We start from the raw sequence: 25735 nt of genomic DNA on the forward strand, positions 1-25735 counted from the left end.
GATCGCGGCTACCTTGGATTTCGGGCGGGGTTGCAAGTAACCGACTCACAATTCGAAGGACCAAAACACATGAATCTCAGTGGTAACACCATGCGCCGCAACGTGGCCGGCATCGGGGCGGCTTGTCTTTTCGGTGGCTTGGCCGTCGCAACCGTTGCGGCTCCGGCGGCCGGCGCACAGCCTGCTGACCAGTGCAGCGCCAGCGCGGTCTCCGGCACCGTCAGTTCGGTCACGGGTCAGGCACGCGCGTACCTCGATGCGCACCCGGGCGCGAACCAGGCCGTCACCGCGGCGTTCAACCAGCCGCGACCCGACGCCGAGGCCAACCTGCGCGGCTACTTCACCGCCAACTCGGGGGAGTACTACGAGTTGCGCGGCATTCTGGCGCCGATCGGCGACGTGCAGCGCAACTGCAACATCACCGTTCTCCCCGGTGAGCTCGTGTCGGCCTACAACACCTTCATGGCCGGCTGATCTCCGGCTGATCTCTGGCCGCGGCGGCGGGTTCTTTCTCGCCGCCGCGGCACTTAGACTGACTTCCTATGAGGCCGACAAGACCAGCCGTGATGGCTGCGGTGGTGCTGACGACGTGGTGGGCCGCCGCTGTGCCCGCGCAGGCCCAGCCCGCTCCACCCCCGCCGGCACCGGCGCCCGCCCCTGCTGAGGGGCTCAAGACCACCATCGACGCCGACGGCTCCTACGCGGTCGGCACGGACATCGCACCCGGGGTGTACCAGTCCGCCGGACCGGTCGACGACGGTGCCTGCTACTGGAAGCGCACCGCCGGCGACGAACTCGTCGACAACGCACTGACCAAGAAGCCGGCGTTCGTCGAGATCCTGCCGACCGACACCACGTTCTCCACCAGCGACTGCCAGGTCTGGCAGCTCAGCAACACCCCCCCGCCGCCCCCACCGGGCCCCGGCGACCTGCTGGGCCAGCTGACCGGCCTGGTCGGCAGCGGATTCTTCTCGGGCGGTCCGCGCTGACCACGGGCCGGACTGTCGTCTCCGACGATGGCAGGATCGTCATCCCCTCCGACCTCGACGCGGTCACCTCGACGGGCGACGAGGACCACTCCGGTGTCGACCCGGCGTCGGTGGACCGGATCTGGCAGGCGGCCCGGCACTGGTACGCAGCGGGAATGCAGCCCGCGATCCAGGTCTGCCTGCGCCGCGACGGGCGGGTGATCCTCGACCGGGCGATCGGCCACGGCTGGGGCAACGGGCCCTCCGATCCGGCCGATGCCGAGAAGATCGTGGTGTCCACCACGACGCCGTTCTGCGTGTACTCCGCCGCCAAGGCGATCACCACGACCGTCGCCCACATGCTCGTCGAACGCGGCGCGTTCTCGCTCGACGACCGGGTGTGCGACTACCTGCCCGGCTACACCAGCCACGGCAAGGACCGCACCACCATCCGTCATGTGATGACCCACAGCGCCGGGGTCCCGTTCGCCACCGGCCCCAAACCCGACCTCAAGCGGATGGACGACAGCGACTACGCGCGCGAGATGCTCGGCGCGATGAAGCCGGTGTACCGGCCGGGCCTGGTGCACATCTACCACGGTGTGACGTGGGGTCCGCTGATGCGCGAGATCATCAACGCCGCAACGGGCCGCAACATCCGCGACATCCTGCGCGAGGAGATCCTGGAACCGCTGGGCTTCCGGTGGACCAACTACGGCGTTGCCGCAGTTGACGTTCCGCTGGTCGCGCCCAGTCACGTCACCGGCAAACCGCTGCCCGCCCCGATCGCCAAGGCGTTCAAGACCGCGGTCGGAGGCACCCCGCAGCAGATCATCCCGTTCTCGAACACCCCACACTTCCTGACCGGTGTCATCCCGTCGTCCAACACCGTCTCCAACGCCAACGAGCTGTCCCGGTTCGCCGAAATGCTTTGCCGTGGTGGAGAACTCGACGGCATCCGGGTGCTGTCCGCGCAGACGCTGCGCGGCGCGACCGCAGAGTGCCGGCGGCTGCGTCCGGACCTGGCAACCGGGCTCGCGCCGATGCGATGGGGTACCGGCTACATGCTCGGATCGAAGCGCTTCGGCCCGTTCGGCCGTGACGGGGCAGGCGCCTTCGGCCACACCGGGTTGACCGACATCGCCGTGTGGGCCGATCCGACCCGGGCGCTGTCGGTGGCGGTGGTCAGCAGCGGCAAACCCGGCGGGCATCGCGAGGCCAAGCGCTACCCGCAACTGCTGGACCGGATCAACGCCGAGATTCCCCGGATCGCCTAGTCTCCGCGCACGCCCCGGTAGATGCCCCACTTGACGATCCACGGCATCAGCACCCGCTCGAAGGTCCACGCCGGGAAGCGGAAAGCCTTGCCGTTGGGCGCGAACACCTCGAGCCCGTTGGGCTGGATGCCGAGCACCGACCCCCACCGACTCCTGGGTGGGCGGTAGCTACGCAGACTTTTCCCGGCGGATGCAGCAAGCACGTTGTGAGCGATCAGCCCGTCGGCACGGTTGCGTGCCGAGCTGCGGAGGGCGTCGGTGGCGGCGACGTCACCGACCGCAAAGACCTCGGGGTGCCCCGGCACCTGAAGCTCGGGGGTGACGCGGACGAAGCCCTGCTCGTCGAGCAGCACGGCGGGCAGCCAGTCGGTGTTGGGCCGCACCCGCCCTATCGCCCACAGCACCGCATCGGCGGAGGCGGCCGGCTGACCGGTGCTCCACTGCACGGGGTCGGCGGTCAGCTCGTCGCCGGTGAACCCCGGCGGCAGGTCGGCCCGGTGGCCCGGATGCAGTCCGACACCGGCTTCGGTGAGCCTGTGCCGGACCTTCTCCCAGGTGCGGGGATGATGCTCGGCCAGCGCGCGGTCGCCGGGGTAGTAGAGATCAACGCGCTTGTCGGGCCAGGTGGTCGCGATGTTCGCGGCGCTGCTGACGGCGGCGGCACCACCTCCGATGACGATCACCGACTTCGCGGCGGCGAGCCGCTCGTGCGGAGCACGCAGGTCCGTGCCGATCTCTGCTTCCGTCTGCAGTGTCGGTTGCCGCCAGAAGCCGTTGGTGACCCCGGTGGAGATGACGAGCGTGTCGTACCCGACGTCGGTCGTCGAGCCGTCGGGCAACTGCACCGCCACCGTGCGGGCGACGAGGTCGACGGCGGTCAGGGTGCCGTGTACGGCGCGGACCCGGTCGAGGCCGCGGAACCGGCCGAAGGGGATCCAGTTGTGGCGGGCCCAGTCGTCGGGACGCGCCAACCGCCATCCCAGTTCCTGGCCGCTGACCAGCCCGGGCTTGGCCGAGATTCCCACGACGTCAGCATGTTTGGCGAGTTTGATCGCGGTGAGCACACCGGTGTCGCCGAGCCCGGCGATGACGACACGATTCCCCGGTCGCTGCGCTCCTGCCCGCCGGACCCGATTCCACCTCACGCGCGGACCTTCCCGGGTGGCCGGGGCACGAACCGCGGTACCCGGTCGACGACCGCCTGGTAGTCGGGGCGGCGCTCGAGGCTGCGGGTCTCCATCATCGGGATGCTCGCACCCAGGAACATCGCCAGCATCGCGACCGCGCCGATGAACAGCCACCACGCGTCGGCAGGTGATGCGGCCACCCCGAACAGCGCCAGCGCGAACCAGAAGCCGAACTCGCCGAAGTAGTTCGGATGCCGCGACCAACTCCACAGGCCGCGGTCCATCACCTCCCCCTGGCGTCTGTCCCTGACGAACCGGTGCATCTGCGTATCCGCGACGAACTCCAGTGCGACAGCGGCCATCCCGACGACAAACGCGATGACGGTCAGCCACGCCATCCCGGTGCCCGGCGTCGTCACCGCGACGTAGACGGGCAGCATGCCGAGAAAGACCTGCAGGGTGGGGATCAGGTGGATGGCGACCAGATCCGCGACGAACTCGAACCGCCCCGCCCGCTCCCGGAACATCGGGTAGCGCCAATCTTCATGGTGCAGGCCGGGAAACGCGTACAGCCAGTTGCCGGTGAGTCGCACCGCCCACGCGACGACGACCACCGCGAGCAGCCAGCACCGCCACGGCTCGACGTCGCTGCTCTGGGTCCACCAGTAGAGCAGCAGCAGGGGCGGGACGACGCTCCAGTACGCGTCGTAGAAACTCGAGTTGCCGAACCCGCGGCTGAACGCGAACACCACCAGCGTCGCGAGGATGTCGGCGATCAGCGTGTCGAGCCACAGCCTGCCAGTGCCGGGACCCCACACCAGCCAGGCCGCGGCCACTGCGATGGCCGCGGCGTAGGCGATCCCGACGATCGCCAACGAGCGCGTTTTTGTCACCGCCTGATCATGCACGGCGCCTACTGCCCGAGTTGGACGCGGAAGGTTTTTGGCCAGTCCTTGCCCGTGAGCAGGAACTCGTTGCCCTGGACGTGGGCGATGCCGTTGAGCACCTGGGCCGAGGCCGGGATTCCGCGAGCCCGCAACCCGGCGGCGTTGACGACGAGGTCGACCGATCCGGTCTGCGGGTCGATGCGCACGATGTCGTCGCTGGGCCAGAGGTTGGCCCAGACCTGCCCACCGACGCACTCCAACTCGTTGAGGCCGTCCACCGCCCGCCCGTCGCGGGTCACGTCGACGCCACCGGTTTCGGTGAGATCGTCGGAGTTCTGGAAGCGCAGCCGGTTGGTGCCGTCGCTGCGGATCAATCGTTCGCCGTCGAAGCACAGGCCCCAGCCCTCGCCGTCCAGCGGCACTTCCCGGACGGGGGCCAACGTCGCGGTGTCCCATTCGACTGCGACCCCGTCCCGGTAGGTGAGCTGCCAGATCCGGTCGCCCACCACGGTGATGCCCTCACCGAAGTACCCGTTGGGGACTGCGGACTCCCGGCGCACCTCGCCGGTGACCGGATCGAGCTCACGCATCTGGGATGCGCCGGCAAGCCCCGTGCCCTCGTAGAGAACCGCCCCGTCGATCTCGAATCCTTGGGTGAAGGCCTCCGGGTCGTGGGCGAGCTCCTCGAGCACGACCGGTTCGATCACCGGGACGGTGTCCGAGGGTTGGGCGTGCGCGCCGGGCAGCACGGCCGCCGCGCCCACGAATGCCAGGGCGAGCCCGGCCCACATCTGACGTTTGGTCACCAAGCCGTTCTACCGTGCGACGATGGCGGAATGAAAGCCGTCAGCTGTCTGAACAGCACACTGGAGGTCATCGACCTGCCTTCCCCCAGGCCCGCCGAGGGGCAATTGGTGCTCGACGTGCTGCGCTGCGGTATCTGCGGAACGGACCTGCACGCCAAGGATCATGCCGACGAACTCACCGAGATGCTCGCCAACGTCGACTACACCGACTTCGTGCGCAGCGACACCCCGGTGGTGATGGGCCACGAGTTCAGCGGCGTGGTCGCCGACCGGGGGCGCAAGGTCGGCAAGGAGTTCGCCCCGGGCACGACGGTGGTGACGTTCCCGCTCCTGAGGGCACAGGGCGGCGTCCACCTCACCGGACTGTCCCCCAAGGCGCCCGGCGCCTATGCCGAACAAGTGCTGGCGGAGGCGTCCATGACGTTTGTGGTCCCCAACGGCCTGGATCCGGCGACCGCTGCGCTCACCGAGCCGATGGCGGTGGCCTACCACGCGATCCGGCGCAGCGAGATCAGCCGCAAGGACGTCGCGGTCGTGCTCGGGTGCGGTCCGGTGGGGCTGGCAGTCATCTGCCAGCTGAAGGCCCGCGGCGTCGGCACGATCGTCGCCAGCGACTTCTCCCCCGGACGTCGGGCCCTGGCCCTGCGCTGTGGCGCCGACATCGTCGTCGACCCGGCGGTGGACTCTCCCTACGACGCCGTGCCGGCCAAACAGCGGGGTATGACGACGATGCCCGCGCTCTACGAGCTCGGTGTCGGGTCGATGGAGAAGCTGCGACGGCTGCCGGGCTGGTCCCACCTCTACCGCGCGGTGGACAGCCTCGGTGCCACCGCTCCCAAGCGGCCGGTGATCTTCGAGTGCGTGGGCGTGCCGGGAATGATCGACGGGGTTATCGGCGCGGCACCGCTGGCGTCGCGGATCGTCGTCGTCGGATTGTGCATGGGAGTCGACAAGTTCCGTCCGGCGATGGCGATCGGCAAGGAGATCGACATCCGGTTCGTCTTCGGTTACACCCCGTTGGAGTTCCGCGACACGCTGCACATGCTCGCCGACGGCAAGCTCGACGCCTCGGCGCTGGTGACCGGAACGGTCGGTCTCGACGGCGTCGAGACGGCGTTCCAGGCGCTCGGCGACCCCGAGAAGCACGCCAAGATCATGATCGACCCGGCCAGCGCGGCGACTGCTCCTTAGCTTCGAATATCCATGGCTCGCGGGCCGGATGTGATGTCGGACCCTTCTGTGATGATGGTGTCATGTCTTCGGCTGCACCGTGTTTCATCCCGAGCCCGCCCCGGGGGGCGCGACTGGAGGTGCTGTTCGACCAGTTGGCGGAGCTGGCAGGTCAGCGGAATGCGATCGACGGGCGCATCGTCGATATCGTCGCCGAGATCGACCGAGACGGGCTGTGGTCGACTACCGGCGCTAAAACGGTCGCTGCGCTGGTGGCCTGGAAACTGGGCACCTCCCCGCACAACGCCGAGACCCTGGTCACCGTCGCCGAACGGGTCGAGACCTTCCCGCGCTGCCTCGACGCGCTCCGTGAGGGGCGGTTCTCCCTGGATCAGGTCGGTGTCATCGCCGAGCGCGCCGCCGACGGCTCCGATGACCACTACGCGCTGCTGACCGAGAGCGCCACGGTCTCCCAGCTGCGGATTGCGGCCAAGGCCGAACCCCGACCCGAACCCAAGCCCCCACCGGAACCCGAAGCCGATTCTGAATTCGATTGTGAACCCGAACCGCAGCCCCCACCCGAACCCGAACGGTCGATCAGCAAGACCAGCGACGACACCCACACCACCTACCGGATCCGGCTCCCCCACGCCGAGGCCGCGACGGTCGACGCCGCGCTGGCCTCACACCTCGACGGGTTGGTCGCCGACTGGAAACACCACCACGACACCGGTGAGTCGGTCAGTGAGCAGGCGCCGCCGTTCCCGAGCACCATCGATGCGTTCATGAGCGTCATCGAGGCCGGCTGGGACACCGAGGTCGCCCGCCGCCCGCACGGGCAGCGCACCACCGCGGTGATCCACGTCGACGCCGACTCCCACGTCGCCGCCCTGCACCTCGGACCCTTACTGTCCGAGGATGACCGCCGATTCCTGCTCTGTGATGCGACCTGCGAAGTCTGGTTCCAACGCCACGGCCAGGTAATCGGTGCCGGGCGGGCCACCCGCACGGTCAACCGCCGGTTGCGCCGCGCGCTGGAACACCGGGACCGCTGCTGTGTGGTCCCCGGCTGCGGCGCGACCCGCGGACTGCACGCCCACCATCTCCGGCACTGGGAGGACGGCGGCCTCACCGAGCTGTGCAACCTGGCTCTCGTCTGTCCGTACCACCACCGCGCCCATCACCGCGGCCTGATCACCATCACCGGACCCGCCGATCGCCTGGTCGTCACCGACCACACCGGCCAACCACTGACCAACCGATCGTTGGCCCGACCACCCACCACACCCCCACCCGCAGTAGCTCCCTACGCCGGACCCACCGGCGAACGCGCCCAATGGAAGTGGTACCACCCCTACCAACCACAACCACCACCAGCCACCGACAAAGCGAGCTAGAGGCCGAGGTTTCTAGCCGTCCCTCACTCGCCGAGCCCCAACCTGTTCTCGGGATCGCCCGGCACCCAGGTGCAATCGACCTGCAGGCGGTTGCCCATGTCTCTGGCCCGCCGTAGCAGCCGCTGTCCGAGATCGAGTTGTCCAGGCTCCCAGCGGGACAGCGCATCGGTGATGTCCGCACTCTGTGACAGTGCGTCGTGAAGTGCCCAGGCGTCCGCGGCCGCCTTCGCCGTACCCGCCGCGGGATGGGGCCGCACCGTGCTGGCGGCATCGCCGAGAAGTACCACGCGCCCCATGGCCATCCGGCTCGCACCCACGTCGTAGACAGCCTGCAGGAACGGCTGCTCGGTGCGCAGCACCACTTCAGCTGCCGCGGGTGCCAACAGCTCGCTTGCCGCCGAACGCATTTCGTCGATGAAGCGGTCCTGGACGTGACCGGGGTGCAGTGAGACACCGGCCGGCACCCCGCTCTTGTCGGTCATCAGCTCGTCGAGTTCGTATCCCTCGGCGACGTTGCGGTACCACACGTAGTTCAGCAATCGCTCGCCCACGGTCAACCCGCCGGACGGCGACGGAATCGGATAGACGGGCATGTGGGTGAGCGGTGCGACGCTGTAGGTGACCGAGTCGTGCAACAACTCGAACGTTTCTGCTGAAACCTGACTTTCGGGAACCATGCCCCGCCAACCCACGTACCCCGCGTACTCGAGGCGGGCGTCGGGAGAGATCCGGCGCCGGCTCGGCGAACCGACGCCGTCGGCGCAGACCACCAGGTCGGCCACCTCGCGCCGGCCTGAGGCGAACCGCACCTCGACACCTTCGGCATCCTGGTCGAACCCCGCCGCGTACTCGCCGAGGTGGTAGTGATCGGTGCCGAAATCCGCGAGCAGGGCCCGATGGAACGTGCCCCACGACGTGAAGCTCCACAGCGCGGGCTCACGGTAGAGGACCGTATTGCCCTCACCCAGGTACTGCATGAAATCCGTTGAGGTGCTGACGGTCTCGGGGTGCTGGTCGCTGCACTCGACGAACCAGCGCAGCGTTTCGGGATGCAGGACGATCCCTCCGCCCCGGCCGTCGAGGTCTGTCGGGGTGCGCTCGAAGACCTCGACGTCGAAACCGAGCCTGCGCAGCAGCAGAGCTGTGGTCAGGCCGCCGATCGACCCCCCGACGACCACGGCCCGCTGTCCGCTCCAGTCCTGCACAGCGCCAACACTAGCGGCCGATCGCCCTCACAGATCCAAGGGCGGGTTGGCCGAGTCGAGATGCTCGACCGTGGTGAACACGAGGTCGTCCGCACCGACGTTCTCGATGTCGTGCAGCAGATACTCGCCTGCTGCGAAGGTGAAATGACGTGTCTCGCCGGCGTCGTAGGCCACCTCCCGGGTGGTGCCGTCAGCGGTGTGCTGTCTGCTGCGGCCCGCCGTGACCGCCGTCCAGAAGTAGTCCAGGACGTGCCGGTGGGCATGCCAGCGCTGGCCGGGCGCCAATCGGATCTCCCACACCCGCACCCTGTCGTTCTCACTGAGCAGTCGCGAGCCGACGAACCCGTCGTGGGAGTGGGTTTCGAACTCGGCCCGTAGCTCGTCGCTCCACCCGTCGAAGTCGGTGCCGACGACGCTGCCCGCCAGCGGTGCGTCGGTGAGAAAGTCTCTGGTATCGGTCATCTCGATCCTCTCGTTTCTCTAGCGGCCCGGGCCGTAGAGCCCGAACCGGTTCTCCGGGTCACCCGGCCACCAGGTGCAGTCGACCTGGGAGCGGGTCCCCATCTCCTTGACCCGGCGCAGCAGTCGCTGGCCGAGCTCGAGCTGTCCGGGCTCCCACTTGGCGAGCGCCTCGGTGATGTCGGCGCTGTCGGACAGCGCGTCGTAGAGTGCCCAGGCGTTCGCCGCGGCCTTCGCGGTGCCGGCCGCAGCGTGCGGGCGAGCCGCACTGGCGGCATCACCGACGAGTGCCACCCGCCCCAGCGCCATCTGCTGCGCGCCCAGGTCGTACACCGCCTGCAGGTAGGGCTGCTCGGTGCGCAGCACCACCTCGGCGGCGGCGGGGGCCAGCACTTCAGCAGCTGCCGAACGCATTTCGTCGACGAACCGGCCCTGGACCTGACCGGGGTGCAGGGACACACCGGCGATGAAGCCGCGCTTGTCGGTCATCAGTTCGTCGAGCTCGTATCCCTCGGCGACATTGCGGTACCAGACGTAGTTCAGCAGTCGCTCACCCACTGCCAGCCCGCCGTCGGTCGAGGGGATCGGGTAGACGTTGATGTGGGTGTGCGGTCCGACGCTGTAACTGATCGAATCATGCAGCAGCTCAAAGGTCTCCGCCGAAACCTGACTTTCGGGCACTGTCCCACGCCACCCTACATACCCGGAGTACTCGAGCTCGGAGTCCGGTGAGATCCGCTTGCGGCTCGGTGACCCGATACCGTCGGCGAACACCACCAGTTCGGCGCGTTCCTGGCGGCCCGAGGTGAACCGCACGTCGACCCCGTCGGCGTCCTGGTCGAAACCTGACGCGTATTCACCGAGGTGATAGTGATCGGTACCGAAGTCGGCCAGCAGGGCCCGGTAGAACGTGCCCCACGACGTGTAACTCCACGGCGCGTCCTCGCGATGCAGCACCGAGTTGTCCATCCCCAGGTACTGCACGTAATGGGTCGATGTGCTGACGTTCTCGGGATGCTGATCGCTGCATTCGACGAACCAGCGCAGCGTGTCCGGTTGCAGGACGATGCCACCGCCCCGCCCGTCGAGATCGGTGGGCGTGCGCTCGTAGACATCGACGTCGAAACCCAGCCGGCGCAGCAGCAGCGCCGTCGTGAGGCCACCGATCGACCCCCCGACGACCAGTGCGCGCCGGCCGCTCCAGTCCTGACGTCGCGCGAGATCATTCATCGCTTTCTCCTGTGTCGAGCCCGAGGAATGCCCGGGCGTTGGTCTCCAGTACGGCGTCGTCGATGTTCGCCGCGTGCGGTAGGTGCAGAGGGTCGTCGGTGCCCATGTCGAACGGATAGTCGCTGCCGCACATCAGTCTGCTCGGATCTGCTTGTGCAGCAAGGAGTTCCAGGGCCGAGACGTCGTGGGTAAGGGTGTCGAACCACAGTTCGGCGAACATCTCCCGTGGAGATCGGGTTGCGGCGGCGCGGACGTCGGCACGCTGCTGCCAGCCATGCTCCCAGCGTCCGACCAACCCCGGCGCGCAGCCGCCTCCGTGCACCAGGCAGATCCGCAGCCCCGGCAACTCGTCGATCACCCCGCCGAGGGTCAGCGCGGCCGCAGCGGTCGCGGACTCCACGGGGTTGCCGATCAGGTTGACCAGGTAGTAGGACGTCCACTCCGGTCGGGGCAGCTGCATCGGGTGTACCAGCACGGCGAGGTCGTGTTCGGCTGCGGCGGCGAGGATCTCCCGCATGGGTGCGACGTCGAACGAGGTGGCACCGAGCAACGGCGGCAAGCTGATACCCCGGATCGCCTCGGAAGCCATGGCGTCCATCTGCTTACCGGCAGCCACCGGGTCGTGCAGCGAGACCAGACCCAGTCCCACGAGCCTGCCGTCGCTGTCCCGGCAGACCTTGTCCAGCGCCTCGTTGAAGGAACCGACGAATTCGTCGACACCGTCTGCCTCGGCGACGGGGAACGCGAACGGCGGGGCCGACAGCACCCGTGCGCCCAGCCCAGCCGCATCGGTGTCGGCGAGCACCTGAGCCACGTCGCTCATCGCCGCGGTCCTGATGGACAGCGGTAGCTCCCCGAGGTGCAGTTGGCCCTCGTGGTCACGAAGTGGCGGCACCGGGGACCCCGGTGCGAGGCCGAACAGATCCTCCGGCAGCCAGTGCGCATGGACGTCGATGGGACCGGGTCGCAGGCTCATACCGCCGCACCCATCGCCTCGAGTGCCTCGAACCGGGCGAGCACTTCGGCCTGCAGCACCGCGACGGCGGGGTCGGAAGCCTTGCGGGGCCGGGGCAGGTCGACGTCGATGATCTCGTGGATCTGCCCACCCGGTGCCAGCACGACGATGCGGTCGGACAGTTGCACGGCCTCGGTCACGTCGTGGGTGACGAACATGACGGTTCTGCGTGACTCCAGCCAGATGCGCTCGAGGTGCTCACGCAGCGTGCGCGAGGTCATCGCGTCGAGGTGGCTGAACGGTTCGTCCATCAGCAGGACATCGGGCTCCACGGCGAACGCCCTCGCGATGCCGATGCGCTGCTGCTGTCCCCCGGACAACTGGGCCGGGTAGCGGTCGGCGCAATGACTCAACCCGACGAGATCCAGGTAGTGCCGGGCCCGCTCCTGCCAACCGTCGCGCTCGTGCTGCACGAAACCGAGGTTGGCGATCACCGTGCGCCACGGCAGCAGCCGCGGGTCCTGGAAGACGTACCCGACCCGGGCATCCCGCGATCCCGACTTCAGGCTGACGCTGCCCGAGGTGTGTGTCTCGATACCCGACACGATGTTGAGCAGGGTGGTCTTCCCGCTCCCCGACGGACCGACGACGGAGACGAACGTCTCGCCGGAGATCGTCAGGTCGACGCCGTCGATCACGCGTGTGACCTCGCCGCGACGGTCGGTGAATTCCTTCACCAGGTTCTTGATCTCGATGGAGGCCATGGCTTCTCGCTCTCGTTGGTGGTGGGATGTCAGACGTTGCGCCAGCGGGTGGCGTAGCGCTCGATGGGGCCGAGGATCAGCAGATCGGCGATGACCAGCAGCAGGATGAAGACCAGCACCCAGGCCAGGAAGCCGTCGAGCTGGTTGGCGTCGTACCAGTAACGCGCCCGCCACCCGACGCCGGAGGTGGCGCCGAACCACTCGGCGAGCAGCAACCCGTTCCAGGCGCTCATGATCGCGAAACGCACTGCAGCGACGGTGGATCCGGCGACGGCGGGGGCAACGATCTGGCGCAGCACCCGCTCCCTGGGAACCCCGAACGCCCGAGACATCAGGATCAGATCTGCCGGCACCGCCCGGGTGGCCTTGGCGATGTTGACGACGACGAACGGCAGACCCGACAGGAACACCGTCACCACCGGGGTCAGCCAGCCGAAGCCGAACCACATCGTGGTCAGCAACGCCCAGATCACCGCGGGAATGGCCAGCGCCGCCGCGTTGAGGTCGGAGAACGCCAGGTCCGCCACCCGGGAGAGACCCATCACCACACCGATGACGGCGCCGATGACGAGGGCCAGCGCCAAGCCCAGCAGGAATCGGTTCATGCTGATCGCGAGGTTGTGCCACAGTTCCCCGGCGGCCGACTCCGAACCCAGGCGGGCCACGGCCTCGGCAGGCGAGGGCACCCGGTTGCCGAACACGACGGCGAGTTGCCAGGCACCGAAGATCGTGAGCACGGCGGCAAGAACTGCTGCGGCCGAAACGCTCTGGCCGCGGAGCTGGGTCCGCCAAGCCGTCATGGTGGTCGCGGTGGTCATGCGATTTCCTTCCGCCAAGCGAAGAAGCGATTCTCCAGGTGAGCCAAGCCACGTTCGATGAGCACCATCGCGACGACGAACAGCGCTGTCCAGGCCAGCATGTCGTCGACCTGGAACTCCTGATAGGCCTTGCGGATCATGAACCCGACGCCGCTGCTGGCGCCGAACACCTCGGTGAGCGCCTCCACCTTCCACGCCATCGCGAACCCGTATCGCACGCCGGCGAAGACGAAGGTGGTCAGCGCAGGGAGGTAGAGGTGACGCAGGATGTCGGTGCGATCCCGTTCGAAGGCCCGGCACATGGCGAGCAGGTTTCCGTCCACCGACCGCACCCCCTCGGCGACGTTCATCGCGATGAACGGGGTGGCCACCAGCGCGGACACCACGATCGGCCCGCCTGCGCCCACCCCGAAGATCAGCAGGCCGAACACCGCGTAGGTCAGACCGGGCATGTTGCCGAGGACGAACAGCGGTAGCGAGAAGTAGGACGTCATGAATCTGCTGCGGCCCATTGCGAAGCCGATGACGAGCCCGGCGACCATCGCGATCGCGAAGCCGGCGACGATCTTGCCGATGCTCGCGGCGAAGTTGGTGAGGGCCTCACCGGAGACGACGATCGCGACGACACGGTCGGCGACATCGCTCGGCTGCGGCAGGATCGGATCGTCGACCAGCGCGGCGGCCACGGCCCAGATCCCGATGGCCGCCAGCATCGCGAGGCCGGAGACCAGCCAGCGTCGGGTGGCCAAGGGGCGGCTCGGTCGGATTCGCGGTGGCACTGGTTCACGCGGCTGCGTCGCAGGCGCTGCCATTGTCTGGGTCACTGGTGGACTCCTTGGGTGGGCAGGAACTTCGGATCGGTGATCTCGTCGCCGATCACCCCGGTGGTGCGCATCAGGTCGAAGATCGAACTCTCGTCCTCGGCCCACTGATCGTCGAAGCGCACCTCGTCGACAACCCAGTCATGTTCTGCTACATACGCTTTCATGAAGGCGATGTCCTCGGGTGTGGACACCGCGAAGTGCTGTGGGTAACGCTCGATCATCTCGTCGCGGTGCTGCTGCCACTCGGCCAGGCCGCGGTCCCACAGGTCCAGGAACGCCGACACCTCGCCGGGATGCTCCTGCACCCAGTCCTGACGGGCGACGAAGACATTGCCCATCGGGCCGTCGTGGCCGGGCGCCTCCTGTTCGGCGAACAGGTCGGCGGAGGATTTTCCGTCGTAGAGCGCGCGGACCGAACCGTCCCGCAGTTCGCGGGCGGACAGGTCCGGGTAGCAGATGCACGCGTCGATCTCGCCGCGGGCGAGCAGGTTGGACAGGTTCTGGATGTCGGCGACCACGATGTCGAAGTCGCCCGGGCGTCCGTCGATCTCCACCAGGTTCAAGTCGTGCATCTGCTTGATCAGCGCGCTCCACACCAGGGTGCCCGACACCGTGGTGAACACCCCGACGCGTCTGCCCTTCAGATCCGCCACCGACTGGGCCGGGTCATCGGCGCGGACCAGGATGCGGCTGCGCTCGGCGTTGTAGCGACCGATGATCACGGTCTCGCGTTCGGTCTGCTCTTCCAGTCCGGGAACCTCGAACGAGGCGGTGGAGATGATGTCGGCGTGCCCACCGGCGAACAGGCCGAACTCGTCCCAGGTGGCGCTGGACTCGATGGCATATCCGCTGTCGCGCTGCCACTCGTCGACGATGCCGGCCTCGTTCATGTAGTCCCAGATCGGATCCGGAGCGAACGTGAACCGGATGACGCCGTCCTGGGCGGCCCGGGAGGAGGCCGGGCCCCCGAGGCCGGCCGAGCAGGCCGTGGTGATCGCGATCGTCACCGCGGACGCGAGGGCCACGAGGGTCTTCGCCGTGCGACGGGTGCGTGGGCTGTCCACCGGAAGCCTCCTGGGGATGTGGGTTGAGAAGCAATCTGTGACGGTCATCACCAGAACACGATGCGCCTGCGAGAACCCACAGGGCAATGTCTCTTGACACACACTTATGCTTGTCTCTATGTCGTCTGTGACATACGAAACGGACGGTTCCCCGCTCGAGCGATGGCTGGCCGCCCTCGCCGGCATCGGCGAGGCGGTCGGCGGTGACGAACCGGTCGCCGACCTCCTCGACCGCGTCGCGCGCACCGCGTGCACGCTGCTCAGCTACGACTTCTGTGCGGTGTTCCTGCCCGACGACGAGCGACGGGCGCTGACGATTCAGGGCTCACACGGCCTGTCGCCGGACTACATCGCCAAGGTCAACGCCGACCGACCGGTTCTGCTCGGCGTCCTCGGCGATCAGGAGGCACCCACCAGCATCGCGTTCCGCACCGGCGAGGTGGTCACGCTCGAGGACATCGAACAGGTGCCGGGCTTCACCCCCTGGGGTGGCGTCGCCCACGAGCAGGGCTACCGCGCGCTGATCTCGGTGCCGCTTCGACGGGCGGGAGAAGTGATCGGTGCGCTCAACGGATACCGCACCGGACCGCACCGGTTCGACGCCGCCGAGGTCAGCCTCGTGACGACGCTGGCGACGCAGGTGGCGATCGCGTTGGGCACGGCGCAGTTGCGCGCTCAGGAGCAGGAGACCATCCGGGAGCTCCGCCGGGCCGACGAGGTGCACGGCCTGCTGATGGCCACGGCGTTGCGGGGCGAGGGGGTGGTGGGGGTCGCAGACGCACTGGCCGAGCTGCTCGGACAGGCGGTGATGATCGAGGACGTCTACGGCGAACGCCTGGCAACCGCGGGCTGGATCGCCGACGGGTCGATCGGCCTTCCCGCAGGAATCGACGACCGGATCAGTTCCGGGACGGTGGTCGGAGCCGACGGGCACAGCGTGGCCGGTGTGGTCCTCGACGGAATGGTGGTGGCACGCATCCACATCGATGCCGCACCGGACACGCTGTCAAGCCTCGACATTCGCGCGATCGAGCACGCCGCCGTCGTCACCGCGCTGGAACTGCTGCGGGCACGAACCGCAGCAGAGGTGGAGCAGCGGCTCCGCGGATCTCTGGTGGCCGATCTGCTGACGACCGGCCCCGGGGGAATCGGAACCTTTCTCGACCGGGCCCGTCGCCTGGGCTGGGACCTGTCGGGCGAGCAGACACTCGTCACCGTCCGGTGGCCGGAACACCGTGCCCGAGACGGCCGACCCACTGCGGAACGGGTCCTGACCGTCACCGATCGGTTCGCCGCCGAGGTCAGACCCCGTCCGCTGGTGGCCGTATTCGGCGGTGACCTGGTGCTGGTCTGCCCGTCGGACCCGCAGGCCCACGGAGGTGCCTCCGTGGTCGATCTCGCCACCACGCTGGTCGAAATGCTCACTGCGACAGAGATCGTCGACTACGCGGTCGCGGCGGTATCGGCCATCGCAGAGGTGTCACAGCTGCCGGAGTCCTTTCGCACCCTGCGGGGCGCACTCGATCTTGCGGCCGACGTCGCGTCAACCACGGTGATCAACATGAACGAGGTCACGATCGATCATCTTCTGTTGCAGCTCGACGATCCGCGGCGGCTGCGCGAGTTCGCCCACTCCGTGCTCGGCCGTGTCGTCGACTACGACCGCACCCGATCGACCGAGCTCGTCCGCACCGCGCGGGTCTACCTCGACGCCGGCCTCGATCGACGGGCCGCAGCGGCGGCACTGCATCTGCATCCCAACACGATTCAGCAGCGGATGAGGCGGGTCGAAGAGCTCACCGGACTTTCCCTGTCACTCCCACGCGACCTGCTCCAACTGACCTCGGCCCTGACCGTTGCCCGGATCGCCGACCTCAGGTGACTAGTCGTGGACCGCATCCAGCGCGCGGTAGATCCGCTGTTCACTGACCGGGCGCGCGGTACCCAGTTGCTGCGCCCACAGGCTGACCCTCAATTCCTCGATCAGCCAGGCGATGTCGCGGACATCGGCAGAAGCGGCGCGTGCCGGTGACAGCGCCGAGACGAGTTGGTCGTAGGCGCTCTGCACTGCGGCCACCCGCACCATCCGTTCCCGGTCGGCGGTCAGCGCGTGCGGCAATCGTTCCAGACGCCGGCTCACCGCGGTCAGATAGCGCGCGAGGTCACCGAGGCGAACGACTCCGGTGACCGCCACGAAACCCGGCGCCATCAACCGGGCCAGCTGGGCGCGGATGTCGGCGATCGCGTCGGCCTGCTGGGGATTCGGCGCGTCGGGCAGGGCGATCTGGACGTCGTGCCACGCGGCGAGCACCTTCTCCACTCGGCGCACCACGTCAAGGGTGGTCGACACCAGGGAGCTCGCCAATCGTGTTCGGGCCGAGGTGAACTCAGCCTTGGTCCACACCGGCTCCGCGACGATCTGGGCAGCCGCGGCGTCGGCGCAGTCGTCGAGCAGGGCTGACAGTGACCCGTCCGGATTGTTGCCCAGTATCAGCTTGGCCCGCAGATCGAGTCCCCGCTCGACGGGTTTGGCGACCGACGGACCGGCAAGGCGCAGCAGTCGGCGGCTGCCCGCTGCCGCGGCTGCTGCCTGCTCGACCTCCGTCGCGAACACCCGGATGTCCACGGCCGCACCCTGATCGACGAATGCCGGATATCCGCGGACGGTGTGCCCCGACGCGGCCTTGCTCTCCACCATGCGGGGCAGCTCGTCCAGGGCGTCGGGCCAGTCACGCAGACCGGACCGCTCGAGCCCATTGGCCACTGCGGCGGCCACCGCTTGGCGCACCGGCGCCGCAAGGGTGTTCTGCAGTTCGTCGAGACTCTTGCCCCGCGCCACCACAGAGCCGTCCTCTGCTTCGACGGCGAAGGTGACACGCAGGTGCGCCGGCAGCTTGTCGAGATCAAACGCGTCGACAGGGACCAGAATCCCCGACATCCGCCGCAGTTCGCGCTGCACCGCGTCCAGCAGCGACCCGCTGTCCTCCGGTGAGAGCACCCCCAGCAACGCCCGAGCGGTGTCGGGAGCCGGAACGAAGTTGCGCCGCAGGTCTTTCGGCAGCGATTTGATCAGCGCGGTGAGCAGTTCCTCACGCAGGGCCGGCACCTGCCAGGCGAACTCGTCGCCGCCCACACGCGCGAGCACGTCGACCGGGACATGCACGGTCACCCCGTCATCGAAGGCTCCCGGTTCGAACCGGTAGGACAGCGGCAGCGTCAGGTCACCCGACTTCCAGCTCTCCGGGTTGTTGTTGTCCTCCTCAGACCGCAGCAGGTCGTCGCGGCCCAGCGTGAGCAGATCCGGTGTGCGCTGCCGCTGTTTGCGCCACCAGCCGTCGAAGTGCCGGACCGAGACGACGTCGGCGGGGACGCGCGCGTCGTAGAACGTGTACACCTCGTCGTCACCGACGAGCAGATCGCGCCGTCGGGCCCGCTCCTCCAGCTCGGCGAGCTCTGCCCGCAATCGGGTGTTGTCCCTGAAGAAATGGTGCCGGGTCTCCCACTCGCCCTGAACCAGGGCGTGGCGGATGAACAACTCCCGGGAGATCTCGGGGTCGACCTTGTCGTAACCGATGCGACGCCGGGCCACGATCGGAAGACCGTAGAGCGTCACCCGTTCGAAGGCCATCACCGCGCCCCGCTTCGGATCCCAGTGCGGCTCGCTGTAGGTCCGCTGCACCAGGTGCTCGGCGACGTGCTCGACGGTTTCCGGTTCGATGCGTGCCGCGGTGCGTCCGTAGAGCCTGCTGGTCTCGACCAGGTCCGCGACGACGACCCAGCGCGGTGGACGCCTGGACAGCACCGAACCGGGTGCCAGCACGAACTTGGTGTTGCGCGCGCCCTGGAAGATCCGGGAGTCGCGGGCGTCGCCCTCGCGCAAACCGATGTGCGACAGCAATCCCGCGGTCAGCGCGGCGTGCACCCGCGCGGGTTCCGCGGCAGCGTCTTGTTCCCGGATACCGAGATCCCGGCAGATGCTGCGCAGCTGCCCGACCAGATCCTGCCATTCGCGGATCCGCAGGTAGTGCAGGAACTCGTCGCGGCACATCCGGCGAAAGGAGCTGCCGGAGCGTTCTTTCCGCTGCTCGCCGAGGTAGCTCCACAGGTTCAGGAACGACACGAAGTCGGAGTGCTCGTCGGCGAACCGGGCGTGCTTCTGGCGGGCCGCCTCCTCTTTGTCGGCGGGTCGCTCGCGCGGATCCGGGATCGACAGCGCCGCGACGAGCACCAGCATTTCGCGCACACACCCCTCGGCGTCCGCCTGCAGCAGCATCCGGCCCAGCCGTGGATCAACCGGGATCTGAGCCAACCGGCGACCGGTGGCGGTCAGTGCCCCTGCGTGATCGAACGCGCCGAGTTCCTGCAGCAGGCTCACACCGTCGCGGATGCTGCGCGCCTCGGGCGGATCGAGAAACGGAAAGTCCGCCACCTCACCGAGATCCAGCGCAGCCATCTGCAGGATCACCGCGGCGAGGTTGGTGCGCAGCAGTTCGGGATCGGTGTAGCGCGGCCGGGAGTCGAAGTCGGCTTCGGTGTAGAGCCGGATGCAGACACCCGGGGCCGTCCGACCGCAGCGCCCGGCGCGCTGCTGGGCCGACGCCTGGGAGATCGGCTCGATCGGCAGGCGCTGCACCTTCGTTCGGCGGCTGTAGCGCGAGATCCGGGCGGTGCCGGGATCGACGACGTAGCGGATGCCGGGCACGGTCAACGACGTCTCGGCGACGTTGGTGGCCAGCACGATGCGCCGTGCCGCACGGCTGGGCGCGAAGACCTTCTGCTGCTCGGCTGTCGCCAGCCGCGCGTACAGCGGCAGCACCTCGGTGTTCTGGTCGAAAGCGCCACGAAGGGCCTCAGCAGTGTCGCGGATCTCCCGCTCACCCGACAGGAACACCAGCACGTCACCGGCAGGTTCGGTCGCCAGCTCGGTGACCGCATCGACGATCGCTTCGGTCGGATCGCGCAACTCGGTGCGGACGACCTCGTGGTCGGGGTCGTCGGGATCCTCGTCGTCTTGTTGAGGAACAGCGACTTCCAAAGGCCGATAACGTATTTCGACCGGATACGTGCGACCCGACACCTCGACGATCGGCGCCCCCGAGAAGTGCGCCGCGAAGCGCTCCGGCTCGATCGTCGCCGAGGTCACGATGACCTTCAGGTCGGGCCGGCGCGGCAGCAGCTCGCGAAGGTATCCGAGCAGGAAGTCGATGTTGAGGCTGCGCTCGTGTGCCTCGTCGAGGATCAGGGTGTCGTACCGCAGCAGCCGACGGTCCCGCTGGATCTCGGCGAGCAGGATGCCGTCGGTCATCAGCTTGACCAGCGTGCGATCGCTGACCTGGTCGGTGAAGCGCACCGTGTATCCCACCGCCTCGCCGAGCGGGGTGCCCAGTTCGTCGGCGATGCGCTGCGCGACGGTGCGCGCGGCCAGCCGGCGCGGTTGGGTGTGGCCGATGGTGCCGCGGATGCCGCGGCCGAGCTCGAGGCAGATCTTCGGCAGCTGGGTGGTCTTGCCTGAACCCGTCGCACCGGCGACCACCACGACCTGGTGTTCGGCGATGGCCGCGGCAAGCTCGCCGCGCTGCTGGCTGACGGGAAGGTCCGGATAGCTGATCGGCGGGACCGCGGCGGTGCGCGTCGCAACAAGCGCCTCGGCTGCGGTGAACTGCTGGGCGAGCTTGTCGAGCTGCTCGGGGCTGGGCGACCTGAGCTGTCTGAGCCTGCGGCCCAGCCGGGCGGCGTCGCGGATCGTCAACCCGTCGAGCCGCGCGCGAAGGGCGCGTGTGTCGGCGTTCGTCAGTCCGCTCCGACCGTCGTCAGGCAGAACGGGTGCCCGGCCGGGTCGAGCATGACCCGCCACAGCGCCGGTTGCGCCTGGTGTCCCGCCTGCCGCGCACCCAGACCCTCGGCTCTGACGACCGCGTCGTCGAGGTCGGTGACGGACACGTCGAGGTGCATCTGCTGGTGTTGGCCGGGTTCGGGCCACGTCGGCGCGACGTGGTCGTCGACGCGCATCATCGCCAGGATGTGGGCGCCGTCGGTGATCGCGACGACCCCGCCGTCGGGCGTTTCGATGAGGCGCCGCATGCCGAGCAGACGGGAGTAGAAGTCCGCCAACTCAGCGGGATTCGGGCAGTCGATCGACGTCGCGCCCAACCGGCCGACCGGTGTTTCCGCCTGCGTCATGACGTCCACTCTGACACGGCGCGATGACCTCCGGCGCCAGAGCACGGGTGCGGACGAACAGCACCGCCGCCGCGAGCAGGATCTCGGCGATCGCGACAACGGTGGCCAACTCCATCGCCGTCGGCACTGCCGCAGGCACCCCCGGGTGCGCGCCGTGGTGGTGGGCTCCGGTCAGCGGCAGGTGCACCGCGACCATCCCGAGGTTCATCAGCGCGACCAGCACCCAGGCGCGCACACTGTCGCGGGTCACGAGCTCGTAGGCGCAGTACAGGCAGCCGGCGAGCATCACCACCGTCAGCGCCGCGAGCCACGGAGTGACGCCCGGGCCGAGTGCCGCCCCGTGCAGCGCAGCCGAACCCACGGCGAGCAGCGCCCCGGTCCGCCGGACGAATGCGCGAGGTGGCCTCATACCGGGAGTAGACCCCTCTCGGGCGCCGAACTCATCACGTCGTTGTACCGCAGCCGTCACAATCTCGCTGACCGTCTCGTCTACTGGACATGACGTTCTCCCTTCCCGACCCGACGTGGCCCGTGCTCGTCCTCGCCGTCATTCAGTTCGGCGACGGCCTGCTGTGCGTGAAACCGGCCGCCTTCATCGCCGAGTGCTTCGAGGCGGTGCGCTGGCCGCGCCGCTGGTGGTGGCTGATGCCGGTCATCAAATTCGCCGCGGCAGCGGGGCTGCTCGCCGGGCTCTGGGTCCCCTACCTGGCCGCGCTGACCTGCGCGGCGCTGATCGGGTACTTCGTCGCCGCCATCGGCATGCACATCGCCGCCCGCGACTTCGGCCGCAACCTGTTCGTCAACGCGACCGGCATGCTGGCGATCTGCGTCGCCGTTCCGGTGCTCGCCTTCTGAGGCTGAGCTACGGGCGGTCGGGCGACCAGTACTCCAGCATGTCGGCGAAGGTCTGGAAGGCCGGCGTGTTGACACCGTAGGTGGCCTCGAAGTGGATGCTCAGTGGGAAGCCGAGCGCGCCGACGCCGTCGATGACCCGTTTGTACAGATCGAGCATCAGCTTGCGCCGCAGATCCGGTTCGCTGCCCGCGAGTGTCCTCACGAACTCCTGCTCGGCGGCAACGGCCGCGTTCCCCGGGTCCTGGATCAGCCAGTTGATCAGGTTGACCTTGGTCTCGAGCTTGGGCACGAAGCCGAACGACAGCAGGATCTCCGGCCGGTGCTCGGTGGTCCTGGCGAACTCGGTGAGGAACTCGACGATCGTGTCCGAGTACAGCAACTGGGTCATGCCGTAGGTGGCGCCCCGGTTGCACTTGAACTCGAAGCGGCCCTGTTCACCGTCGCGCGTCGGGATCAGGATGACGCCGCGGTTGCTGATGACGTTGTCGAACAGCGACAACGCATCGGTGGGCGCGACGCCGGAACCCTCCCCGTCGCTGAGGGTGCGCGGCACACCGACGAACGCGATCCCGTCGAACCCGCTGTCGCCCAGTTCGGTCAGCCGAGACCGCAGCGTCGGTTCGTCCATGAACGCGGTGACCTGGGTGCACAGTCCGTTGATTCCCGGCAGCTCGGGCTTGATCATCGACCAGAACTCCAGGACATCGAGCTTCGGCTTCATCTCGATGGGCCGATCGTCGTCCTCTTCGATCATCCCGGGGATCATCACGTGGCGGACTCTCCCGGCCAGGCCGGCTTCGGCCGAACACCGCAGCACCTTCTCGGCGTCCTCGAGTGCCCGCTCTCGGCCCTGTTCGACGTTCGGCGGCACCAATTCCAGAGCGATGGTGTTCAGGCTCACAGCGTTGCTCCACATCTGACATCGGATTGTCCGGCGATCGGCTGACATCGACCTCATCAGCCTCTTCCCCCGCCACCGGAGAGAAATCACCATACCGACCGGGCGGCTCCCGGGCCCACCGCGGACGACCCCTGGCGACACCACACCGGCGGGTGGGCTTTCATGGAACGGAGCCCTATGAAGATTCTGCAGAGATTCACCACACCCAAAACCCTGGTGGCGACCCTGGCCGTCATCGGCCTCGCCGCGACCGGCTGCACCGGCGTCCAACCCGCCCCCGGCACCACCTCCGTGTCCACCCCGCGCCCGAGTTCCCCGTTCGACCCCACGACGACTCCGTCGCAACCCACCGGCCCACTGCTGGCTTACCGGGCGGCCGACGAGATCGGCCTCGTCGACGGAACAAGCGTGATCGCGACGGCTCCCGGCAGCTTCGAGGCCTCCAACGACCTGATCACCACCGAAGACGGCCGGTTCGTGTTCGCGCGCACCACCGACAATCAGGTCGCCACACTGGACGTGGCCTCTCAGGAGGGGTCCACCCGGACGGTCCCGGTGGGCCCGGTGCTGGGAACCACCGGACCGAGCTCGATCGTCTGGTGGGAGCAGCCGAATCGGCTGATGCAGCTCGATCTGGCGGATCCGGACTCACAGCCCGCGCTGCTGCAGACGGTCGACCTGCCGCCGGTCGCCGGGGTGCGCCCCGGTGAGCCGCGGCTGATCGTCGCCCGTGGCGGCACTTCGGTCATCGCACGCGTCGAAGCGCCGCCGTCTCCGTTCGGCGGCCCGGACACCCTCTACGCGGTGCGTGGTCCGGGGGCACCGGCACCACTCGGCCTGGCCGACGCGAACTCACCGGTGTCGGTGGCCCGGCTCAGCCCCGACGGGGCCTCGCTGGCGTACGCGCTGTACCGCAGCACGGACAGCAACTGCGGGACCGCGGCCGTCGTGGTGTCCGACGCCGCCGGCGACCAGCAGACCTTCGACGTGGCAGGTCCGGACACCGACACCGGGTCCCGGGTGCCCAAGCTGTGGTGGCCCGCCACCGGATTGCCGAAACTGAGCCTGGCGATGTGGCGGTGTGACCGGCCGGAGAGCTATCCGCCGCTGGTCTGGCAGGCGGCCGAGGATCGCATCGAACAGATCACGCCGTCGACGTCGGCGCTGCAGACAGCCGACGTCGCGCCGGGGCAGCGCGCCCTGATCCTGCCGCAGAGCGGCGCGTACGCGGATCCGTCGGGCACGTTGGTGTTCGAGGAGAGCGAGCGCCGCTTCACGATCAAGGACGGAGTCGACGCAATCGCGGTGATCCAGCCGCCTCCGTAGTCTGGTTGGGGTGGTGACCCTCGCGCTTCACGACCGATTCGCCCGCGAACTCCCGGAGTTGGCGGTGGGCTGGAAAGCCGAAGCCGCACCGGAACCGACGCCTGTGGCGATCAACGACGCGCTGGCGGCAGAACTCGGTCTCGACCCGGCATGGCTGCGCAGCCCCGAAGGCCTGGGACTGCTGGTGGGCACGGCACTCCCGGATGACGCCACACCCGTCGCACAGGCCTACGCCGGTCACCAGTTCGGGGGGTTCGTCCCCCGCCTCGGGGACGGCCGCGCGCTGTTGCTCGGGGAGCTCGTCGACGCCTCCGGCAGGATCCGCGACCTGCACTTGAAGGGCTCGGGACGGACGCCGTTCGCCCGGGGCGGCGACGGGCTCGCCGCGGTCGGACCCATGGTGCGTGAGTACGTCATCAGCGAGGCGATGCACGCGCTGCACATCCCCACCACCCGCGCCCTCGCGGTCGTCGCCACCGGCCGCTCGGTGAACCGGGAGACGGTGCTGCCCGGGGCCGTGCTCGCCCGGGTGGCCGACAGCCATCTGCGCGTCGGCTCGTTCCAGTACGCGTCCGCCATCTCCCAGTCCACCGGAGACCTCGGACTCCTTCGTCGGCTGGCCGACCACGCGATCGCCCGGCACCATCCGCACGCGGCCGACGCCGACAACAGCTACCTGGCGCTGCTGGAGGCCGTCATCTCGGTGCAGGCCGACCTGATCGCCCGGTGGATGCTCGTCGGCTTCATCCACGGGGTGATGAACACCGACAACATGACGATTTCGGGCGAGACCATCGACTACGGACCGTGCGCGTTCATGGAGGGTTTCGACCCGGAGACGGTGTTCAGCTCGATCGACAGCTGGGGCCGGTACGCCTACGGCAACCAGCCCGGGATCGCGGTGTGGAACCTGGCGCGGTTCGCCGAGGCGCTGCTGCCCCTGCTGACCGATGACACGGAGACGGCCATCGCGCTGGCCGAGGCATCGCTGGGCGGCTTCCAGGGTCGCTACGAGCAGGTCTGGTCGGCGGGCATGCGCGCCAAGCTGGGGGTCGCCGACGCCCCGGCCGAGGTGGTGGCCCCGCTGGTCGAGGAGCTGCTCACGCAGATGCAGCAGAGCCGGGTCGACCACACCTCGTTCTATCGCCGGCTCAGCCGCGCGGCCCGCGGTGATGCCGAACCGGTCCGCGGCGAGTTCATCGACCTCGCCGCGTTCGACGACTGGTCCGCACGATGGCGCGCGCTGGGGCCGGACGCGGACGCGATGGATCGGGTGAACCCGGTCTACATTCCGCGCAACCATCTCGTCGAGGAGGCGCTGACCGCGGCCACTGTCGGCGACCTGGCGCCGCTGCGCCAGTTACTCGTCGCAGTCGGTTCCCCGTTCGAGGAACGCCCCGGGCTGGAGCGCTACGCCGAGCCCGCCGAGAAGGAGTTCAGCGCCTCGTTTCGAACATTCTGCGGCACCTGACCCGTACGCGCGTACTGTGGCGGACACCACAATGCACTTTTCAGCAATAGG

The 25735-nt window shown here is 68.5% G+C and carries 24 protein-coding genes; 9 read left to right on the forward strand and 15 right to left on the reverse strand.

The features are described 5' to 3' along the window. Window positions 1-69: 69 nt before the first annotated feature. The 3 genes from ABDC78_RS27905 to lipE all read left to right on the forward strand — a co-directional run bounded on the left by ABDC78_RS27905 (window position 70) and on the right by lipE (window position 2245). Window positions 70-474 (forward strand): heme-binding protein, encoded by a 405-nt coding sequence (locus ABDC78_RS27905; RefSeq protein WP_178359609.1) that lies wholly within the window; start codon window positions 70-72, stop codon window positions 472-474. Window positions 475-542: 68 nt separating this feature from the next. Continuing rightward, window positions 543-989, forward strand: a complete 447-nt coding sequence (locus tag ABDC78_RS27910) for a hypothetical protein (RefSeq protein ID WP_347133251.1) — start codon at window positions 543-545, stop codon at window positions 987-989. Continuing rightward, a complete protein-coding gene (gene lipE / locus ABDC78_RS27915) occupies window positions 986-2245 on the forward strand; it encodes a lipase LipE (protein WP_178358278.1) in 1260 nt (419 codons plus the stop codon). The genes ABDC78_RS27910 and lipE overlap by 4 nt, the downstream gene beginning before the upstream one ends. Here lipE and ABDC78_RS27920 read toward each other — a convergent pair. The 3 genes from ABDC78_RS27920 to ABDC78_RS27930 are packed head-to-tail and all read right to left on the reverse strand — an operon-like array spanning window position 2242 to window position 5065. Then, window positions 2242-3390 (reverse strand): FAD-dependent oxidoreductase, encoded by a 1149-nt coding sequence (locus tag ABDC78_RS27920; RefSeq protein ID WP_178358250.1) that lies wholly within the window; start codon window positions 3388-3390, stop codon window positions 2242-2244. The genes lipE and ABDC78_RS27920 overlap by 4 nt on opposite strands. Continuing rightward, entirely contained in the window at window positions 3387-4265 is an 879-nt protein-coding gene (locus ABDC78_RS27925; protein ID WP_347133252.1) for a DUF1295 domain-containing protein, read from the reverse strand. The genes ABDC78_RS27920 and ABDC78_RS27925 overlap by 4 nt, the downstream gene beginning before the upstream one ends. 20 nt (window positions 4266-4285) lie before the next feature. Then, complete coding sequence (locus tag ABDC78_RS27930) at window positions 4286-5065, reverse strand: glutaminyl-peptide cyclotransferase (RefSeq protein WP_178358248.1); 780 nt, start codon at window positions 5063-5065, stop codon at window positions 4286-4288. A gap of 30 nt (window positions 5066-5095) precedes the next feature. On the opposite strand from ABDC78_RS27930, the gene ABDC78_RS27935 reads away from it, so the two are divergent. Further along, window positions 5096-6256 carry a zinc-binding dehydrogenase gene (locus ABDC78_RS27935; protein ID WP_178358247.1) on the forward strand — a complete coding sequence of 387 codons (1161 nt, stop codon included), beginning with the start codon at window positions 5096-5098 and terminating at the stop codon, window positions 6254-6256. 62 nt (window positions 6257-6318) lie between these two features. Next, entirely contained in the window at window positions 6319-7632 is a 1314-nt protein-coding gene (locus ABDC78_RS27940) for an HNH endonuclease signature motif containing protein (protein WP_178358246.1), read from the forward strand. A gap of 23 nt (window positions 7633-7655) precedes the next feature. Here ABDC78_RS27940 and ABDC78_RS27945 read toward each other — a convergent pair whose 3' ends face one another. The 8 genes from ABDC78_RS27945 to ABDC78_RS27980 form a co-directional block, all read right to left on the reverse strand. After that, window positions 7656-8837, reverse strand: coding sequence for an FAD-dependent monooxygenase (locus ABDC78_RS27945; RefSeq protein ID WP_178358245.1), 1182 nt, complete (start codon window positions 8835-8837; stop codon window positions 7656-7658). A 27-nt stretch (window positions 8838-8864) separates the two neighbouring features. Next, window positions 8865-9299 (reverse strand): hypothetical protein, encoded by a 435-nt coding sequence (locus tag ABDC78_RS27950; protein ID WP_178358244.1) that lies wholly within the window; start codon window positions 9297-9299, stop codon window positions 8865-8867. Between the two features lie 18 nt (window positions 9300-9317). Then, window positions 9318-10526, reverse strand: a complete 1209-nt coding sequence (locus ABDC78_RS27955; protein ID WP_178358243.1) for an FAD-dependent monooxygenase — start codon at window positions 10524-10526, stop codon at window positions 9318-9320. Next, window positions 10519-11502, reverse strand: a complete 984-nt coding sequence (locus ABDC78_RS27960; protein WP_178358242.1) for an amidohydrolase family protein — start codon at window positions 11500-11502, stop codon at window positions 10519-10521. The genes ABDC78_RS27955 and ABDC78_RS27960 overlap by 8 nt, the downstream gene beginning before the upstream one ends. Next, entirely contained in the window at window positions 11499-12245 is a 747-nt protein-coding gene (locus ABDC78_RS27965; protein ID WP_178358241.1) for an ABC transporter ATP-binding protein, read from the reverse strand. Before ABDC78_RS27965 ends, ABDC78_RS27960 begins: the two co-directional genes overlap by 4 nt. Window positions 12246-12274: 29 nt before the next feature. Further along, entirely contained in the window at window positions 12275-13063 is a 789-nt protein-coding gene (locus ABDC78_RS27970) for an ABC transporter permease subunit (protein WP_256735977.1), read from the reverse strand. Then, window positions 13060-13812, reverse strand: coding sequence for an ABC transporter permease (locus tag ABDC78_RS27975; protein WP_256735976.1), 753 nt, complete (start codon window positions 13810-13812; stop codon window positions 13060-13062). The genes ABDC78_RS27970 and ABDC78_RS27975 overlap by 4 nt, the downstream gene beginning before the upstream one ends. 71 nt (window positions 13813-13883) lie before the next feature. Then, window positions 13884-14951: an ABC transporter substrate-binding protein gene (locus ABDC78_RS27980; protein ID WP_347133253.1), complete on the reverse strand. Its 1068-nt coding sequence runs from the start codon at window positions 14949-14951 to the stop codon at window positions 13884-13886. Window positions 14952-15069: 118 nt separating this feature from the next. On the opposite strand from ABDC78_RS27980, the gene ABDC78_RS27985 reads away from it, so the two are divergent. Continuing rightward, window positions 15070-16833: a GAF domain-containing protein gene (locus ABDC78_RS27985; RefSeq protein WP_178358239.1), complete on the forward strand. Its 1764-nt coding sequence runs from the start codon at window positions 15070-15072 to the stop codon at window positions 16831-16833. On the opposite strand, the gene hrpA is transcribed toward ABDC78_RS27985, so the two are convergent. Genes hrpA through ABDC78_RS28000 form a run of 3 tightly spaced genes read right to left on the reverse strand, consistent with a single transcriptional unit; the run spans window position 16834 to window position 21540 of the window. Next, entirely contained in the window at window positions 16834-20700 is a 3867-nt protein-coding gene (gene hrpA / locus ABDC78_RS27990; RefSeq protein WP_347133254.1) for an ATP-dependent RNA helicase HrpA, read from the reverse strand. Between the two features lie 41 nt (window positions 20701-20741). Then, window positions 20742-21131, reverse strand: a complete 390-nt coding sequence (locus ABDC78_RS27995; protein ID WP_178358238.1) for a VOC family protein — start codon at window positions 21129-21131, stop codon at window positions 20742-20744. Then, a complete protein-coding gene (locus tag ABDC78_RS28000) occupies window positions 21064-21540 on the reverse strand; it encodes a hypothetical protein (RefSeq protein ID WP_178358237.1) in 477 nt (158 codons plus the stop codon). The genes ABDC78_RS27995 and ABDC78_RS28000 overlap by 68 nt, the downstream gene beginning before the upstream one ends. A gap of 89 nt (window positions 21541-21629) precedes the next feature. Here ABDC78_RS28000 and ABDC78_RS28005 point away from each other — a divergent pair, with 89 nt between their 5' ends. Further along, window positions 21630-21986, forward strand: a complete 357-nt coding sequence (locus tag ABDC78_RS28005) for a DoxX family protein (protein ID WP_178358236.1) — start codon at window positions 21630-21632, stop codon at window positions 21984-21986. 7 nt (window positions 21987-21993) lie between these two features. Here ABDC78_RS28005 and ABDC78_RS28010 read toward each other — a convergent pair whose 3' ends face one another. After that, a complete protein-coding gene (locus ABDC78_RS28010; RefSeq protein WP_178358235.1) occupies window positions 21994-22887 on the reverse strand; it encodes a mycobacterial-type methylenetetrahydrofolate reductase in 894 nt (297 codons plus the stop codon). 177 nt (window positions 22888-23064) lie between these two features. Between ABDC78_RS28010 and ABDC78_RS28015 the strand changes: the two genes are divergently transcribed. Continuing rightward, entirely contained in the window at window positions 23065-24213 is a 1149-nt protein-coding gene (locus tag ABDC78_RS28015; RefSeq protein ID WP_178358234.1) for a hypothetical protein, read from the forward strand. 13 nt (window positions 24214-24226) lie between these two features. Beyond that, window positions 24227-25684 (forward strand): protein adenylyltransferase SelO, encoded by a 1458-nt coding sequence (locus tag ABDC78_RS28020; RefSeq protein ID WP_178358274.1) that lies wholly within the window; start codon window positions 24227-24229, stop codon window positions 25682-25684. Window positions 25685-25735 lie beyond the last annotated feature (51 nt).

Source organism: Mycobacterium sp. DL (assembly GCF_039729195.1).
In the GTDB taxonomy this organism is placed as follows: domain Bacteria; phylum Actinomycetota; class Actinomycetes; order Mycobacteriales; family Mycobacteriaceae; genus Mycobacterium; species Mycobacterium hippocampi_A.

Coding starts and splice junctions, on each gene's coding strand:
- ABDC78_RS27905 (WP_178359609.1), top strand. CDS start 70: ATGAATCTCAGTGGTAACACCATGCGCCGCAACGTGGCCGGCATCGGG.
- ABDC78_RS27910 (WP_347133251.1), top strand. CDS start 543: ATGAGGCCGACAAGACCAGCCGTGATGGCTGCGGTGGTGCTGACGACG.
- ABDC78_RS27935 (WP_178358247.1), top strand. CDS start 5,096: ATGAAAGCCGTCAGCTGTCTGAACAGCACACTGGAGGTCATCGACCTG.
- ABDC78_RS27940 (WP_178358246.1), top strand. CDS start 6,319: ATGTCTTCGGCTGCACCGTGTTTCATCCCGAGCCCGCCCCGGGGGGCG.
- ABDC78_RS27950 (WP_178358244.1), bottom strand. CDS start 9,299: ATGACCGATACCAGAGACTTTCTCACCGACGCACCGCTGGCGGGCAGC.
- ABDC78_RS27955 (WP_178358243.1), bottom strand. CDS start 10,526: ATGAATGATCTCGCGCGACGTCAGGACTGGAGCGGCCGGCGCGCACTG.
- ABDC78_RS27960 (WP_178358242.1), bottom strand. CDS start 11,502: ATGAGCCTGCGACCCGGTCCCATCGACGTCCATGCGCACTGGCTGCCG.
- ABDC78_RS27965 (WP_178358241.1), bottom strand. CDS start 12,245: ATGGCCTCCATCGAGATCAAGAACCTGGTGAAGGAATTCACCGACCGT.
- ABDC78_RS27970 (WP_256735977.1), bottom strand. CDS start 13,063: ATGACCACCGCGACCACCATGACGGCTTGGCGGACCCAGCTCCGCGGC.
- ABDC78_RS27985 (WP_178358239.1), top strand. CDS start 15,070: ATGTCGTCTGTGACATACGAAACGGACGGTTCCCCGCTCGAGCGATGG.
- ABDC78_RS27995 (WP_178358238.1), bottom strand. CDS start 21,131: ATGACGCAGGCGGAAACACCGGTCGGCCGGTTGGGCGCGACGTCGATC.
- ABDC78_RS28000 (WP_178358237.1), bottom strand. CDS start 21,540: ATGAGGCCACCTCGCGCATTCGTCCGGCGGACCGGGGCGCTGCTCGCC.
- ABDC78_RS28005 (WP_178358236.1), top strand. CDS start 21,630: ATGACGTTCTCCCTTCCCGACCCGACGTGGCCCGTGCTCGTCCTCGCC.
- ABDC78_RS28015 (WP_178358234.1), top strand. CDS start 23,065: ATGAAGATTCTGCAGAGATTCACCACACCCAAAACCCTGGTGGCGACC.